The following is a 15,225-nucleotide window of genomic DNA, read 5'->3' as shown; positions in this document are numbered from 1 at the left end:
GCCGGAGCGGCCCGCACGTGCGTCAGACGCCGTACTCGGCGGTGATCACGGCACGCGCCAGGGTGTGGAAGGTGATGTTGAAGCCGACCTGGGCCGGCGGGGTGTCGGCGGTGACGTCCAGGGCGTCCACGTCGAGGGCGTGGACGGCGAAGGCGTAACGGTGGGCCGGGCCGGGCGGCGGGGCGGCGCCGTCGTACTTGTTGCTCGGGAAGTCGTTGCGGCCGTGGAAGGAGCGCTCGCCCGGCAGGTCGGCGTCGGAGGCGCCGGCGCCGCGCGGCAGGCCGGTGGTGTCGGCGGGCAGGTTGAGGGCGAGCCAGTGCCACCACCCGGAGCCGGTCGGGGCGTCCGGGTCGTAGCAGGTGACGACGATCGAGCGGGTGCCCTCGGGCAGCCCCGACCAGGCCAGCTGCGGCGAGACGTTGTCCCCGCCGTAGCGGAACTCCTCGGCCAGCGTCCCGCCGTCGGTGATGTCCTCGCTGGTCAGCGGGAAGGACGGCACCTGCGGCAGGAACTCGTACGGCAGCGGCGGACGCACACTCATCGAGGGTCACCTCTCGGCACGGGGGGAACGGGGCTGCCCGGGCCCGGGTGCGGGCCGTCGGACAGGATGCACAGGATTCACCTTAGTGGGGTGACCAACCGGCTTGCCCGGCCCTACAGTCGGGTTATGTCCCCGCGATTCGCCCGTGTTCTCCGAGACTCCCGTGCCGCGCTGATCACGATGCTCGGCGCACTGGCCGTCATCTGGGGTGTCCAGGTGGCGAACTGGCTCGACGACTACCGGCTCTCCTACGAGTACGGGATGAACTCCGGGCAGCTGGACGAGCTGCCGGACATGCTCACCATGCCGCTGCTGCACTTCGGTTGGGACCACATCGAGGCCAACTCCTGGCCGCTGTTCGCCTTCGGCTTCCTGGCCGCGTACCGGGGGATGAAACGGTTCCTGCTGGCGACGGCCCTGATCGTGGTGTCCAGCGGGCTGACGGTCTGGTTCTTCGAACGGCCCGACGTCGTCACCGCGGGGGCCAGCGGGGTGGTCTACGGCTACTTCGGCTACGTGGTGCTGCGCGGGATCTTCGACCGCAACCTGGTGGACACGGTGATCGGCGTGATCGTCGCCGCGCTGTACTCCTACCTGCTGCTGGGCGTGCTGCCGAGCGCGCAGGGCGTCAGCTGGCTGGGCCACCTGGGCGGGCTGATCGGCGGCCTGGCCGGCGCCTGGCTGCTGCGCGACCGCGGCGACCGGCGTGACGGGGGCGGTCGGACCGCGCGGAACGCCCCGAAGAGCGCGGCGGACCCGGCGAGCCCGGGCACCGCGCTGCTCAAGGAACTCGACGACCTGGGCATCTGACCACCACGCCGGCCCCGGCCGGCGGAGACCGCCCCGCCCCCGCCGCCGCCCGGCCGGACCTGATCGGACCCGATCGCCGATTGGCCGGATTCGATCGATCAGCTGCGCGAAATGATCCTGACCATGCCAACATGCGGACCCTAAGCTCCCCCTCAGTCGTGATCATCCGACGAGGGGGAGCACTCCAATGTCCACACCACGGATCACCCGCCGCGGCCTGCTCGCCGGAGCCGCCGGCACCGCCGGTGCCGCCGCCCTGGCGACCGTCGCCGGCGCCGGCGAGGCGTCCGCCGCCACCGTCCCGGCACCCGTCCCGTACGCCCTCAAGCTGCCGCACCAGATCGAGGCCGAGGCCCTGGTCGACCACCTGCGGCTGCGCCCCTGGGACCACCTCGCCAACCGCTACAAGCGGGCCGGCGTGTTCGACGACGTCCCGACCAGTGTCCGCTGGGGCACCGCCGGCCACCCGGAGGAGTTCTCCAACCTCTCCCAGTGCTCCTCGTTCCTGACCCTGGCGCTCCAGCGCGCCTACGGGACCGCGCCCACCGTGCCGGCCGGCACCCCGATGCCCTGGGGCGACTACAGCTACGGCTGGGCGACCCGGGAGTACTTCCAGCAGTACTTCATCAAGGACCCGGCCAATCCCAACCCCTACCCGACCGCGGAGAAGTACCAGCAGGCCTTCCTCGACACGGCCTCGCTCCCGCACTTCACCCGCGTCACCAAGCCGGTGAACCTGCGCCCCGGCGACCTGGTGGCCCTCGACTACTACCCGGGCGAGGACAACACCAAGCCGTACACCGGACACATCGTCATGATCCGCGAACGCAAGGGCACCTGGTCCGAACCGGCGGTGGACGCCAAGATCGGCCGCCCGGTCGTCCCGTACGTCTTCGAGGTCGTCGACTGCACCAGCGACCCGCACGGCAACCCGGCGCTCGGCGGCACCGCCACCGACCTCTACCGGGCGTTCCCGGACACCCGGATCGAGGAGGTCCCGGGCACCACCGGCTCCTCCACCTGGAAGGAGCACGACGGCGTCGGCTACGGCCACATGGTGTTCTACGCGGACGCCGACACCAAGCTGTTCGCCGGCTACCGCTGGAGCCTGAACACCACGGTGCCGCGCACCGTCGCCGAGCGCCCGATCTCGGCCGGCCGGGTCTGGCTCGGCGACAGCATCTGAGTCAGGGCCGGCGACCACCCCTCATCTGCGCCGCCGGGACGTCCCGAACAGGCTCCGGGAGATCTCCCTGCCGAGCTGCGTCCCGGCGGAGCGGGCGAAGGACTTAAGCGCCGGGTTGGCCAGCAGCGACCCGAGCAGCCCGGCGTCCGTCTTCTCCCGCCGGGCCCCGGGCTCCCGCCGTTCGGCCGGCTCCCGCTGTTCCACCGGCTCGCGCCGCTCCTGCGGCTCCCGCTCCTCCGCGGGCACCGGCACCGGCTCCGCCTCCGGCCGGGCCGCCCGCGCCGCCAGCTTCTCGTACGCCGACTCCCGGTCGACCGCGTCCCGGTACTTCCCCGTCAGCGCCGACCCGTCCACCGCCGCCCGCAGCTCCGCCGGGTCGAGCGGCCCCATCAGCGACTGCGGCGCCCGCAGCCTGGTCGCCGCGACCGGCGTCGGCGCGCCCTTCTCGGACAGCACCGTGACCACCGCCTCGCCCGTCCCCAGCGAGGTCAGCACCTCCCCCAGGTCGTACGCGGGCGACTTCGGGAAGGTCGAGACGGTCGCCTTGAGCGCCTTGGCGTCGTCCGGGGTGAACGCCCGCAGCGCGTGCTGCACCCGGTTGCCCAGCTGCGCCAGCACGTCCCCCGGCACGTCCTTCGGCGTCTGGGTGACGAAGAAGATCCCCACCCCCTTGGAGCGGATCAGCCGCACGGTCTGGGTGATCGCCTCCAGGAAGGCCTTGGAGGCGCCCTTGAACAGCAGGTGGGCCTCGTCGAAGAAGAAGACCAGCTTCGGCCGGTCGAGGTCCCCGACCTCGGGCAGCTCCTGGTAGAGGTCGGCGAGCAGCCACATCAGGAAGGTCGAGAAGAGCCGCGGCCGGTCCTGCACGGCGGGCAGCTCCAGCACCGAGACCACGCCCCGACCGTCTTCCACCCGTCGCAGCAGCTCCGCGGTGTCGAACTCCGGCTCGCCGAAGAACGCCCCGGCGCCCTCGTTCTCCAGCAGGGTGAGCGAGCGCAGGATCACCCCGGCGGTGGCGGCGGAGAGCCCGCCGATGCCCTTCAGCTCCGCCTTCCCCTCGGGGGAGGTGAGGAAGGTGATGACCGCCGTGAGGTCCTTGAGGTCGTACAGCTCCAGGCCCTGCCGGTCGGCGTAGTGGAAGACCAGGCCGAGCGAGGACTCCTGGGTCTCGTTCAGGTCCAGCACCTTGGAGAGCAGCAGCGGCCCGAAGCTGGTCACCGTCGCCCGCAGCGGGATGCCGGTGCCCAGGCCGCCGAGCGCGTAGAACTCGGCGGGGCAGCCGCGGGCCTGCCAGTCCTGGCCGACCTCGGCGGCCCGGGCCGCGGTCCGCCCGCCCGGCTCGCCGGGGGCGGCCACCCCGGAGACGTCACCCTTGATGTCGGCGAGGAACACCGGCACGCCCTGGGCGGAGAGCTGTTCGGCGATCAGCTGGAGGGTCTTGGTCTTGCCGGTGCCGGTGGCCCCGGCCACCAGCCCGTGCCGGTTGAGCACCCCGAGCGGCACCCGCACCGGGGCGCCGGCGTACGCGGTGCCGTCCAGCAGCACCGCGCCGAGATCGAGCGCGGGGCCGGTGAAGGCGTACCCGTCGGCGATCTCCCGGACGGCGGACGGAACAGCAGCGGACATCGGACGACCCTCCAACCGCGCGGGACCTACACGACATTTCCCATGAAACAGCCGCAATCCCCCGCCCGCAGCCCGTACCCGTGCGCGTGGCGGCGCCGCGGCTGCTGCGCCACCCGCCGCCCAAACGGTAGGCTTTCCGTGTGATCTTCAAGCGCATCGGCAATGGGCGGCCGTACCCGGATCACGGCCGTACCAGCACCCGCCAGTGGGCGGACGTCGCCCCGCGCCCGGTGCGACTCGACCAGCTGGTGACCACCAAGGGACAACTGGATCTGGAAACCCTCCTGGCGGAGGACTCCACCTTCTACGGGGACCTCTTCGCGCACGTCGTGAAGTGGCACGGTGACCTGTACCTGGAGGACGGACTGCACCGGGCGGTCCGCGCCGCGCTCCAGCAGCGCCAGGTGCTGCACGCCCGTGTCCTCGAAATGGAATGAACCCGGGGGCCGCCCGGCCGGCCCCGCACGCGTTCGGACCGCTCCCCGGCTGCTTCCGGGGGGCGGTCCGTTCGTACCCGGGTGCGGTCGCGGTGCCGCCATTCGGGTACCGGCGTACTCCCGATGATGATCGTTTAGTACCTTCACCGCTGTACGGCACTAATCTGCTGACTACGGCCGCGACCGCGTTCGCGTGACACCGCTTCGCGCGGCACCGCGCCCGGCCCACCGTCACCCGATCCCCGCCCCGGCACGAGGGGGAGACAAACCGTGAGCATGTTGACTCCCCAAGGCCTGAAGGGGAAGCAGTACCGGATCACCGGCAACTCCTATCCACGCCTGGGCCGCCCGCCGAAGAAGAGCCGCAAGGTGATCGCGCTGATCGCCGCGGTGCTCGCGCTGGCCCTGATCGGGCTCGGCGGCGTCCAGCTCTGGGACATCTTCAGCGGCAAGGGCAAGAACGCCGCCGCCGAGGCCTGTGCCACCCCGTCGGGCAAGCCGCTGGCCGCCCCGGCCCCGGAGGCGACGCCGACCGCCCCGGGCTCCGCCACCGCGCCGATCGACCCGAAGGCCGTGCCGCAGCCGGCGGCGGTCACCGTGAACGTCTACAACGCCACCGCCAAGGCCGGCCTCGCCGCCCGCACCGCCGAGGAGCTGAAGAAGCGCGGCTTCACCATCGGCAAGGTCGGCAACGCCCCGGCCGAGCTGGACAAGAAGGTGCCCGGCACCGCCCAGGTGATCGCCGGCCCGGCCGGCGCCGGGGCGTCCACCCTGGTCGGCTCGGTGATCGCGGGCGCGACCAGCACCGCCGACGCCCGCACCGACACCACCGTGGACTTCGTCATCGGCGACAGCTACAACGCGCTGCTCGACGAGACCCAGGCCGCCGCCGCGCTGGCCCTGGCCACCACGCCGGTCCCGGCCCCGAGCAGCACCGGCAGCTGCTGACCCTCCCCCGCACCTGCACGACGAAGCCCCCCGGCAGCGCGCCGGGGGGCTTCTCGTCGTCCGGACGGGCCGGGCCCGGGCGAACCGGGTCCGGGCGAACCGGGTCCGGAAGGACCGCTCAGCCCGCCGTGCCGTACAGCCGGTCGCCCGCGTCGCCGAGGCCCGGGACGATGTAGCCGTTCTCGTTCAGCCGCTCGTCGACGGCCGCGGTGACCACGGTCACCGGCAGGCCGGCCAGCTCGCGCTCCATCACCGCGACGCCCTCGGGCGAGGCCAGCAGCACCACGGCGGTGACGTCGGTGGCGCCGCGCTCGATCAGCATCCGGATCGCCGCGACCAGCGTGCCGCCGGTGGCCAGCATCGGGTCGAGCACGTAGACCTGGCGGCCGGAGAGGTCGTCGGGCATCCGGGTGGCGTAGGTGGAGGCCTCCAGGGTCTCCTCGTTGCGCACCATGCCCAGGAAGCCGACCTCGGCGGTCGGCAGCAGCCGGGTCATGCCGTCCAGCATGCCGAGGCCGGCCCGCAGGATCGGCACCACCAGCGGGCGCGGGTAGGACAGCCGGGTGCCGGTGGTCACGGCCACCGGGGTGGTGATCTCCACCTCGTCGGTGCGGACGTCCCGGGTGGCCTCGTACGCGAGGAGGGTCACCAGCTCGTCGGTCAGGCGACGGAAGGTCGGCGAGTCGGTGCGCTCGTCGCGCAGGGTGGAGAGCTTGTGGGCGACCAGGGGGTGGTCGACGACGTGGATCCGCATGCATCGAGGTTAGCCCGGGTCCGGACGCCCGTACGACACGCCGTGCCAGGCCGGGCCGCGGTCCGACCCGGGCGGGTGCCGGTTCCCGTCGTGACGCGCCGTGACGTGGCGAGAATGTCCGGACGGGTCCTCCTCCTGTGGTATCAACCCGGCCGATCTGGGAAAGTCAGGTCCTATGACGAGCAACCCGAACCCCGGGGACGGCTCGGCGGACGGGGCCCCGGCCCCGTCGGGCGGGCGCTCCGGTCCGCCCCCGGACCGGCCGGAGACCGAGGCGGAGCGCCGCAGGCGCCGCGCCGTCTTCCTGCGCGAGCTCACCGAGGCCCGCGAACTCCGCGAGCGGGTGCAGCCCCGCCGGACCAAGGAACGCCGGATGCGCGAAGCGATGCGGATGCGAACCTTCCGCATCTGACGGCCCCTCCACGGCTTCTCCACAGACCCTCTGCCGCGCGGCCCCCGTTACACCGTCCGGCGGCCAACCCTTCCGACACGACCTGCAAAGACGCGCTGCAGAACACCCCCCGCAGAGCCGTGCTTTCTGTCACGATTCCGATGGGACGGTCCGAACAGCGGACCGCCTCTGGCGCGGGGGCGGCCAGTTCCGCGCCGCCCGCGAGCGCCGACAGCCTAGACCGAGACTTGGGAGTGTCCCTGGTGGCGTACTTCGCTGCAGTGCTTGCTCGCACCGAGGACGGGTGGGATGTGAGCGAGACGGAGCTCGACGACGTCGAAACCCTCGCCGACCTGGCCGACCTGGCCCGCGAGGCGGCCCAGGACGACGACAGCGTCCTGGTCTTCATCGAACAGGAGGACGCCTGGTTCGCCATCGTCCGGGTGGACGGCGAGGAGGACCCGCGGATCTTCGTGTCGGACGGCGCCGCCGCCGCCCGCAGCTCCTACGGCTCCGTCCTCACCGACGAGCTGGTCGACCAGGCCGGCGAGAGCGAGTTCGGCGACCTCGACAACCTGGTCGCCGAGCTGGAGGACGGCGCGGAGGCCGAGGAGCAGGAGGACGACGAGGACGGCGAGGGCCAGGGCGGCGTCCCGGTCGGCCCGCTCGGCGACGTCCACCTGCTGACCGAGTTCGGCCTCGCCGCCGACGAGCTGATCGCCCTCAGCGGCGAGGGCGCGGTGCCCGGCGACGCCCTGGAGGAGATCGCCGAGGCGCTCGGCTGCGGCGAGGTCCTGGAGGCCGTCCGGTAACGCCCCGTGTCCGTCCTCCGGACGGCCGGACCCCCGTCATGCCCGACACTGGATGCCATGCAGTCCGTCCGCCCGATCCCGCCGCTGCCCGCCCCCGTCCGCCCCGACCCGGTCCGCGACCGCTGGGCGGCGCCGATGCGCCTCGCCATCGCCGAGGCCGCCCTGGCGCCGGCCACCGGTGACGTCCCGGTCGGGGCGCTCGTCCTCGGCCCGGACGGCGAGGTCCTCGGCCGCGGCCACAACGAGCGCGAGGCCGTCGGCGACCCGACCGCGCACGCCGAGGTGGTCGCCGTCCGCGCGGCGGCGGAGAAGCTCGGCGAGTGGCGGCTGAGCGGGTGCACGCTGGTCGTCACGCTGGAGCCCTGCACCATGTGCGCGGGCGCGATCGTGCTCTCCCGGATCGACCGGGTGGTCTACGGCGCCCTCGACGAGAAGGCCGGCGCGGCCGGCTCGCTCTTCGACGTGATGCGCGACCGCCGGCTCAACCACCGGCCCGAGGTGATCGGGGGCGTCCTCGCCGACGAGTGCGGGGAACAGCTCCGCGCCTTCTTCGACACCCACCGCTGAACCCCCGGCAGGACCCCCGAGGGACCCCGGCAGTACCTCGGCAGGACCCCGGCGGGACAAGGATTTCGTTCCCGCGCCACCCGTCCGGTAGAGTTCCCCTCGGTAGCGTGTCCGAGCGGCCAAAGGAGCACGCCTCGAAAGCGTGTGTGGGGGCAACTCCACCGTGGGTTCGAATCCCACCGCTACCGCCAGCAAGGCCGAAGGGCCCGTCCGGTGAACCGGACGGGCCCTTCGGCGTTCCCGCGCACCCTCGGGCGCGGAAAGGGCTCCGTACCCGTCGGCCGATGACCACCAACGCCTGTCGAGTACGGAGCCTGGAAGAGGGGGAGCGGTTCGGGGGGACTGACCGCTCCCCCGGCGGAGTCCCACAACCGGGGCCGCGTCGGGGGGAAGCCGCGGCGCCCGGTCCCACAGCGGGGAGCTCCGGATCCACGTACCGGGGATTCCTGCCAGATCCTCGGTACATCAACCATCCTGCCGCGCTCCGCCGGACCGGGCACCCGGAGAAAGGCCCCACTCGCGGGGACCTTCGTCCCGGCAGGTGAACGCGTCGCACACTTGATAGGCCGTCCGGGTGGATAAGCTGCCCGTTGCACCGGGCCGCTCGGGGACCGGGCGACGACGGCCCACGGCAGGGAGGAAGGCCACCGGATGGCGCAGGCGAAGAAGATCGGAATGGTCCTGCTGCTCATCTTCGTGCTCTACACGATCATCACCTCGCCCGCCCGTGCGGCCGAGCTGGTCCAGTTGGGGTTCGAAGGCATCTCGAACGCCGCCAAGGCGGTCGGCACCTTCATGACCGGCCTGGTGAAGTAGCCCGGACCCCACCGGCTACGGTGGGCCCGACCACCCGACCCCGTCCGCGAGGAGCGGCACCGTGATCCGCCACCTGGTCCTGTTCAAGCTCAACGAAGGCGTCAGCAAGGACGACGAGCGCGCGCTCGCCGGCGCCAAGGCCTTCGCCGAGCTCGGCCCGGTCGTCCCCGAGCTGCGCGAGTGGGAGTGCGGCTGGAACACCACCGACCGCGACATCGCCCACGACTACGCCATCAACAGCCTGGTCGAGGACCGCGAGGCCCTCCAGGCGTACCTCACCCACCCGGCCCACCAGGCCGCGGCCGCGCAGTGGCGCGAGTTCGCCACCTGGGTGATCGCCGACATCGAGGTCTGAGCCCGGCGGGCCGCCCCCCGACGCGCCCGGCCCGGCCGACGCGTCCCCCGGACGGCCCGCGGCGCCCCGCCCGGCATCCGGGGGGGGCGCCCCGCTCCGTCCCGGGACGAACCCGCCCCCCGCACCGCCTCCCGCACCGCCCCCGCGCCGCCGCTGTGACCGGCGGGGCCGGACGGCGCACCAACACACCTCCACGCGGTACTTGCCCGACGCGTGCCCGCCTTGTGATGCTATGACCGGTTTTGCCGGACATGGCGAGGTGCTGAACCAGACGCGACACCCGGTCCGCAGGTCCCACCGTTGTCGACTTTGGGAGGGGTGACGTGTCCGTGCGGACACCAGGGAGCGCACCGGACGACGAGGTGCTGGCCGCCGTGATCAGCCCGGCCGGCGAGCTCCGCCCGGACGGCCTGCGCGGTCCCGGCGGCCGCCCCGCCGTCGACGTCCGCACCCTCACCCGGGTGCTCTTCGAGCGGCTCGCCGAGCTGCCCCCGGACACCCCCGAGCGCGAACGCGTCCGGGCCGCGCTGATCGAGATCAACATCCCCCTCGTCCGCTACGCCGCCACCCGCTTCCGCAGCCGCAGCGAGCCGATGGAGGACGTCGTCCAGGTCGGCACCATCGGCCTGATCAACGCCATCGACCGGTTCGACCCCGAGCGGGGGGTGCAGTTCCCCACCTACGCGCTGCCGACCATCCTCGGCGAGATCAAGCGCTACTTCCGCGACAACGTCCGCACCATGCACGTCCCGCGCCGGCTCCAGGAGCTCTGGGTGCAGGTCAGCGGCGCCATGGAGGAGCTGACCGTGGCGCACGGCCGCGCCCCCAAGGTGCCGGAGATCGCCGCCAGCCTGCGCATCCCCGAGGAGGACGTCCGGGCCTGCCTGGACGCCGGGCGGGCGTACAACGCGGCCTCGCTGGAGGCCGCCCAGGAGCACGAGGGCGGGCTGGCGCTGCTCGACCGGCTCGGCTACGAGGACTCCGCGCTGGCCGAGGTCGAGCACCGGGACATGGTCCGCCACCTGCTGGTGCAGCTGCCCGAGCGGGAGCGCCGGATCGTCATGCTGCGGTTCTTCGCCAATCTGACGCAGTCGCAGATCAGCACCGAGCTGGGGATGTCCCAGATGCACGTCTCGCGGCTGCTGTCGCGGATCCTCACCCGGCTGCGGACCGGGAACTCCTGGGAGGACTGACCGCGCTGCGTCGTGACGGCGCGATAGCGGCACGTCACCGCCGCGTGACATCTTGCGACGCTCGGGTTTGCCGGGGACCGTGAGCCGGTATGCAGGGTTGGAGGGGGTCCGACGCGGGCGCGGGAACGTTCCGGGGACGGCGCCCGTTGGACCGTCAGTCACGAGGGGGTGGGTGCATGTCCTCAGATGTGGGCACTGCGGAGATCCACGCTGCACCGGCCGGCGCCGCGGGGATCCCGCTCCAGCGCGCCGCGGCCGCGCCGGACGCGGGGCTCGACACCCGCACGCTCTCCCGTTCCCTCTTCGGACGGCTGGGCGCCCTCGAACCGGGCAGCGCCGAGCACACCTATGTGCGCGACACCCTGATCGAGCTCAACCTGCCGCTGGTGCGCTACGCCTCGGCGCGCTTCCGCAGCCGCAACGAGCCGATGGAGGACATCGTCCAGGTCGGCACGATCGGCCTGATCAAGGCGATCGACCGGTTCGACCCGGAGCGCGGGGTCGAGTTCCCGACCTTCGCGATGCCGACGGTGGTCGGCGAGATCAAGCGCTTCTTCCGGGACACCAGCTGGTCGGTGCGGGTGCCCCGGCGGCTCCAGGAGCTGCGGCTGGCGCTCACCAAGGCGGGCGACGAGCTCTCCCAGCGCCTCGACCGCTCCCCCACCGTGGCCGAGCTGGCCGCCTGCCTCGGCGTCAGCGAGGAGGACGTGGTGGAGGGCCTGGCGGTCGGCAACGCGTACACCGCCAGCTCGCTGGACTCCAGCCCGAGCGAGGAGGACGGCGAGGGCCCGCTGGCCGAGCGGCTCGGCTACGAGGACCTCGCGCTGGAGGGCGTGGAGTACCGGGAGTCGCTGAAGCCGCTGCTGGCCAAGCTGCCGCCGCGCGAGCGCCGGATCATCATGCTGCGGTTCTTCGGCAACCTGACCCAGTCCCAGATCGGCGAGGAGATCGGCATCTCGCAGATGCACGTCTCGCGGCTGCTGACCCGGACGCTCACCCAGCTGCGCGAGGGCCTGACCGCCGAGGCCTGACCGCCGAGGCCTGACCGCCGAGGCCTGACCGCCGGGGCCTGACCTCTGGGCACGGGCACCGCGGCGGGGCCCGGCGGGCCCCGCCGCCGCCTCAGGGTGCCAGCAGGTTGGTCCGCAGTCCCGCCAGCACGGCCTCGTCCAGCCCGAGACCGTCGGCCCAGAACGCCCCGAAGTCCGGCCAGCCGGCCTCGACCTCCTCGAAGGCCGCGTCCAGGTAGTGGCGTTCGGCCCGGAAGACCGGCAGCAGCAGCTCGGGCTCGTGCATCAGACCGCGGGTCCGGAAGCCCTCCAGGACCGCCTCCACGACGACGGCGGAACGCTCGTTGGTGAGCAGGTAGTCCGTCACCACCGTCTCCCGGTCCACCCCGAGCGCGGTCAGCAGCACGGCCGCCGTCCAGCCGGTGCGGTCCTTTCCGGCCGAGCAGTGGAACAGCAGCGGCGCGCCGGCCGGATCCGCCAGTAGACGAAGCACGTCGGCGAACCGTTCGCGCGCGATCCGGTCGGTGACGAACCACCGGTAGAGGCCGGTCATCATGGCGTCGGCGCGGCCGCCGCCGAGCAGGGCGCGCTGCTTGCGCGGATCGCGGTCGGCCAGCGCCTCGCGCAGCGTGGCGTAGATGTCGAAGTCCGCCGCGAAGACCGGCAGCTGATGCACCGACATGCCGTCGGCGATCCGGTCCGCACCCGCCTCGCGGACCTCGTCCGGACTGCGCAGGTCGACGATCCGCCGCAGCCCCAGCCCGGCCAGCCGGCCGAGGTCCTCGTCGGTCAGCCGGCTGAGGCCGTCGCTGCGCAGGGCGACGCCGGCCCGGAGCACCAGGCCCTCGGCGGTCCGGTAGCCGCCCAGGTCCCGGGCGTTCACGGCGCCGAGCAGGCCCAGGCTGCGGGCCGCCTGAATTGCGGCGGTTTCGATCTGCTGCTCGGTCACTCGGCGGCCTCCATTGGATATTCGGACGGTGACGTTGCACAACCCTGAGCGATATTGCATGAACCTGCCCACCGAAACGGCCGGATGTGCAAGAGTGTCCCGGGCTTCGGCGTCAGTGTAGGGTCCTGCCGCCCCCCGGATCACACGATGGGTGAGCAGCGGTAACGCTGGGTTCCCGGTTTTCATTTTTAATTCATTATTTGCGCAGCCGCTGCGGTTTCGGCCACAATCAGCGCCCTCATGGCCCGACCATGAACGTTGGTAACAGATTCGCTGCACTCCTGCCCATTCGGTCCCTCCTGCCAAGGAACTTCCACCAGGATGGGCGCCGGGCAGCCTGGTGCCCGTGAACAGCTACAGGGCAGGTGGACACCGGCAGCGGATCGCCCTGCCCAGGGGAGGAAAGTCAACATGGGTCGAGCGACCCGGAGAGTCGCCGCCTGCGCGGCCGCCGTTCTGCTGGCCGGAGGTCTGCAGACGTCCTTCGCGCACGCCACCACCACGCCCCGGATCGACCTCACGGTCCTGGTGATCAGCGACGGCGGGCCGGCCACGGCCGCGATCGCCGCCGAGCTCAAGAGCCAGGGCACGCCGTACAAGCTGGTCGACCTCAACGACGCCAACCGCCCGGTGATCGACGCGGCCTTCCTCAGCGACACGCTGAACGGCCAGCCGCGCGGCAAGTACCAGGGCATCGTGCTGCCGAACGACAACCCGTTCGCGGCCGGTTCCGCCGAGATGACCGCGATCGCCGCGTACGAGGCCGCGTTCGGCGTCCGCCAGGTCGACGCGTACACCTACGCCCGTCCCGACGTCGGCCTGAACTGGGCGGTCAACCCCGGGTACATGGGTACCCTGGACGGCTTCCAGGGGCAGATCACCACGGCCGGCCTGAGCGGACCGTTCGGCTACCTCAAGGGCAGCGTCCCGTTCGAGGACAACGACCCGGCCGTCTCGGAGAGCTACGGCTACCTCGCCACCCCGCTGACCACCCTGCCCGCCGGTTCCAGCTTCACCCCGCTGGTCGAGGTGCCCATCCCGGGCAGCACCGCCAAGGGCTCGCTGGTCGGCGAGTACGAGCACGCCGGCCGCAAGGAACTGGTCGTCACCTTCGTCTACAACCAGTATCAGCAGCAGTACCGCCTGCTGGCCCGCGGCATAGTCGACTGGATCACCCAGGGCGTCCACCTGGGCTACGACCGCAACTACTTCGCGGCCCACGTCGACGACGTCTTCCTCGCCGACGACCGCTGGGACACGGTGCTCAAGTGCACCCCCGGCGACGTCACCTGCCCGCCCGGGACCCCGGAGACCGCCAACCCGATCCGGATGACGGTCGCCGACGCGCAGTACGCCAAGCAGTGGCAGCTCGACCACGGCTTCACCATGGACATGGTGTTCAACGGCGGCGGCAGCGAGGACTGGAAGGCCGACCACGAGACCACCACCGACCCGGTGGTCGACCGGATGATCGCCGACCAGACCAGCTACCGGTGGATCAACCACACCTACACCCACCCGTACCTGGGCTGCCTCCAGGACGTCTCGGTGGTGCCGTGGAAGTGCACCAAGACCACCTCGGGCAGCACCGTCTGGGTCGACCAGGCCACCATCACCTCCCAGATCAAGAACAACCTGGACTGGGCCGCCGCCCGGGGCCTGCAGCTGGACCGGACCGAACTGGTCACCGGCGAGCACTCCGGCCTGCTGACCGCGCCCCAGGAGACCAGCGACAACCCGTACCTGGCGCCCTCGCTGGCCGCCAACGGCGTCAAGTGGACCGCCAGCGACGCCTCCCGCGAGCCCGCCCAGCGGGCCGTCGGCAACGCGCTGACCGTGCCGCGGTACCCGATGAACGTCTTCTACAACGCCGCCACGGCGCAGGAGGAGACCGACGAGTACAACTGGATCTACACCAGCGCGGCCAACGGCGGCAGCGGCGCCTGCGAGTCGGCCAACTCCACCTGCCTGCCGGCCCCGCTGGACGTCAACACCGGCTACCAGTCGTACATCGTGCCGCTGGAGGCCCGGATCGACCTCGGCCACGTGCTGAGCAACGACCCGCGGCCGCACTTCATCCACCAGTCGAACCTGTCCGAGGACCGGATCGTCTACCCGGTGCTGGAGAAGATCCTCTCCACCTACCGGTCGCTGCACGCCGACAACGCCCCGGTCGTGAACCTCCCGCAGAAGGAGATCGGTCAGGAGTTCCAGCGGCGGGCAGCCTGGAACGCGGCCCTCGCCTCCGGCCAGGTCACCGCCTACCGGGTCGGCGACACCGTCCGGGTGAACGCCCCGGCCGGCGTCCAGGTCCAGGCCACCATGCCGACCGGCACCGTCCAGCAGCTCGCCATCGGCACCGCCGCCTTCGGCACCGCCTACGCGGGCTCGCTCTCCGGCTGGGTCAAGCCCGGCCAGCTGCAGAGCGGCGTCCAGCTGACGCTGCCCGCGACGGGCACCCCGGCCGCGCCGGCCGGCACCAGCCCGAGCCTCGCGGCCAAGTCCGTCCCGGCCCCGGCGCCGGCCGACACCAAGGTCGTCCCGCAGGGCACCGCGGACGCCGTCCCGGCCGGCCCGGGCGACACCGACCGCACCGAAGCGCCGACCCTGGTCCCCGGCAGCGGGGCCCCGGTGGCGGGCAAGGATGTCGCTGCTGGTACCACTGCTGGTACGACGAGCGGCACCGGCGGGAAGGCGGCCGGTCACGGCGGCGTTCCGCAGCAGCACGGCAAGGCCTCCGGGGGGAAGGCCGAGCCCGCCAAGAAGACCGCCGGCCCGTCCGCCGGCCACCGCTAGACAGGTGAACCCGGTGGCGGCCGCGGTACCGCGG

At 72.3% G+C, this 15,225-nt stretch carries 16 protein-coding genes and 1 tRNA gene; 13 read left to right on the top strand and 4 right to left on the bottom strand.

Annotated features, from left to right (window positions below):
• Positions 1-22: 22 nt before the first annotated feature.
• Positions 23-541 carry a YbhB/YbcL family Raf kinase inhibitor-like protein gene (locus tag ACFXAM_RS14800; protein WP_380291076.1) on the bottom strand — a complete coding sequence of 173 codons (519 nt, stop codon included), beginning with the start codon at positions 539-541 and terminating at the stop codon, positions 23-25.
• A gap of 126 nt (positions 542-667) precedes the next feature.
• On the opposite strand from ACFXAM_RS14800, the gene ACFXAM_RS14795 reads away from it, so the two are divergent.
• Both ACFXAM_RS14795 and ACFXAM_RS14790 read left to right on the top strand, forming a co-directional pair.
• The gene (locus tag ACFXAM_RS14795; protein WP_380291074.1) at positions 668-1,351 is read left to right on the top strand and encodes a rhomboid family intramembrane serine protease; all 684 of its coding nucleotides are present in this window, start codon (positions 668-670) and stop codon (positions 1,349-1,351) included.
• A 187-nt stretch (positions 1,352-1,538) separates the two neighbouring features.
• Complete coding sequence (locus ACFXAM_RS14790) at positions 1,539-2,537, top strand: hypothetical protein (RefSeq protein ID WP_380291072.1); 999 nt, start codon at positions 1,539-1,541, stop codon at positions 2,535-2,537.
• Positions 2,538-2,558: 21 nt separating this feature from the next.
• Here ACFXAM_RS14790 and ACFXAM_RS14785 read toward each other — a convergent pair whose 3' ends face one another.
• Entirely contained in the window at positions 2,559-4,163 is a 1,605-nt protein-coding gene (locus tag ACFXAM_RS14785) for a helicase HerA-like domain-containing protein (protein WP_380291070.1), read from the bottom strand.
• A gap of 140 nt (positions 4,164-4,303) precedes the next feature.
• On the opposite strand from ACFXAM_RS14785, the gene ACFXAM_RS14780 reads away from it, so the two are divergent.
• Positions 4,304-4,600 carry a type II toxin-antitoxin system VapB family antitoxin gene (locus tag ACFXAM_RS14780; protein WP_030061387.1) on the top strand — a complete coding sequence of 99 codons (297 nt, stop codon included), beginning with the start codon at positions 4,304-4,306 and terminating at the stop codon, positions 4,598-4,600.
• A gap of 276 nt (positions 4,601-4,876) precedes the next feature.
• Positions 4,877-5,548 carry a LytR C-terminal domain-containing protein gene (locus ACFXAM_RS14775; RefSeq protein WP_380291068.1) on the top strand — a complete coding sequence of 224 codons (672 nt, stop codon included), beginning with the start codon at positions 4,877-4,879 and terminating at the stop codon, positions 5,546-5,548.
• Between the two features lie 118 nt (positions 5,549-5,666).
• Here the strand turns inward: ACFXAM_RS14775 and upp are convergent, their stop codons facing one another.
• Positions 5,667-6,302 carry a uracil phosphoribosyltransferase gene (gene upp, locus ACFXAM_RS14770; protein WP_355360658.1) on the bottom strand — a complete coding sequence of 212 codons (636 nt, stop codon included), beginning with the start codon at positions 6,300-6,302 and terminating at the stop codon, positions 5,667-5,669.
• A gap of 175 nt (positions 6,303-6,477) precedes the next feature.
• On the opposite strand from upp, the gene ACFXAM_RS14765 reads away from it, so the two are divergent.
• The 8 genes from ACFXAM_RS14765 (at position 6,478) to ACFXAM_RS14730 (ending at position 11,467) form a co-directional block, all read left to right on the top strand.
• Positions 6,478-6,714, top strand: coding sequence for a hypothetical protein (locus tag ACFXAM_RS14765; RefSeq protein ID WP_380291066.1), 237 nt, complete (start codon positions 6,478-6,480; stop codon positions 6,712-6,714).
• A gap of 290 nt (positions 6,715-7,004) precedes the next feature.
• A complete protein-coding gene (locus ACFXAM_RS14760; protein ID WP_380291064.1) occupies positions 7,005-7,505 on the top strand; it encodes a hypothetical protein in 501 nt (166 codons plus the stop codon).
• Between the two features lie 57 nt (positions 7,506-7,562).
• The gene (gene tadA, locus ACFXAM_RS14755; protein ID WP_380291062.1) at positions 7,563-8,072 is read left to right on the top strand and encodes a tRNA adenosine(34) deaminase TadA; all 510 of its coding nucleotides are present in this window, start codon (positions 7,563-7,565) and stop codon (positions 8,070-8,072) included.
• Positions 8,073-8,173: 101 nt separating this feature from the next.
• Positions 8,174-8,263, top strand: a tRNA-Ser gene (locus ACFXAM_RS14750).
• A gap of 484 nt (positions 8,264-8,747) precedes the next feature.
• Positions 8,748-8,888, top strand: a complete 141-nt coding sequence (locus ACFXAM_RS14745) for a hypothetical protein (protein WP_320437731.1) — start codon at positions 8,748-8,750, stop codon at positions 8,886-8,888.
• A gap of 61 nt (positions 8,889-8,949) precedes the next feature.
• On the top strand, positions 8,950-9,243 hold the full coding sequence (locus ACFXAM_RS14740) for a Dabb family protein (RefSeq protein WP_053645680.1): 294 nt from the start codon (positions 8,950-8,952) through the stop codon (positions 9,241-9,243).
• A 323-nt stretch (positions 9,244-9,566) separates the two neighbouring features.
• Positions 9,567-10,436 carry an RNA polymerase sigma factor SigF gene (locus ACFXAM_RS14735; protein ID WP_380291060.1) on the top strand — a complete coding sequence of 290 codons (870 nt, stop codon included), beginning with the start codon at positions 9,567-9,569 and terminating at the stop codon, positions 10,434-10,436.
• A gap of 176 nt (positions 10,437-10,612) precedes the next feature.
• On the top strand, positions 10,613-11,467 hold the full coding sequence (locus ACFXAM_RS14730) for an RNA polymerase sigma factor SigF (protein WP_380291058.1): 855 nt from the start codon (positions 10,613-10,615) through the stop codon (positions 11,465-11,467).
• Between the two features lie 91 nt (positions 11,468-11,558).
• Here ACFXAM_RS14730 and ACFXAM_RS14725 read toward each other — a convergent pair whose 3' ends face one another.
• Positions 11,559-12,395, bottom strand: coding sequence for a tyrosine-protein phosphatase (locus tag ACFXAM_RS14725; protein WP_380291056.1), 837 nt, complete (start codon positions 12,393-12,395; stop codon positions 11,559-11,561).
• 411 nt (positions 12,396-12,806) lie between these two features.
• On the opposite strand from ACFXAM_RS14725, the gene ACFXAM_RS14720 reads away from it, so the two are divergent.
• Entirely contained in the window at positions 12,807-15,191 is a 2,385-nt protein-coding gene (locus tag ACFXAM_RS14720; protein WP_380291054.1) for a hypothetical protein, read from the top strand.
• Positions 15,192-15,225: the final 34 nt, after the last annotated feature.

The organism is Kitasatospora sp. NPDC059462 (assembly GCF_042749955.1).
GTDB lineage: Bacteria > Actinomycetota > Actinomycetes > Streptomycetales > Streptomycetaceae > Kitasatospora.
Note: the sequence above shows the minus strand (reverse complement) of the source record. Positions and strands in the feature narration are given on the sequence as shown.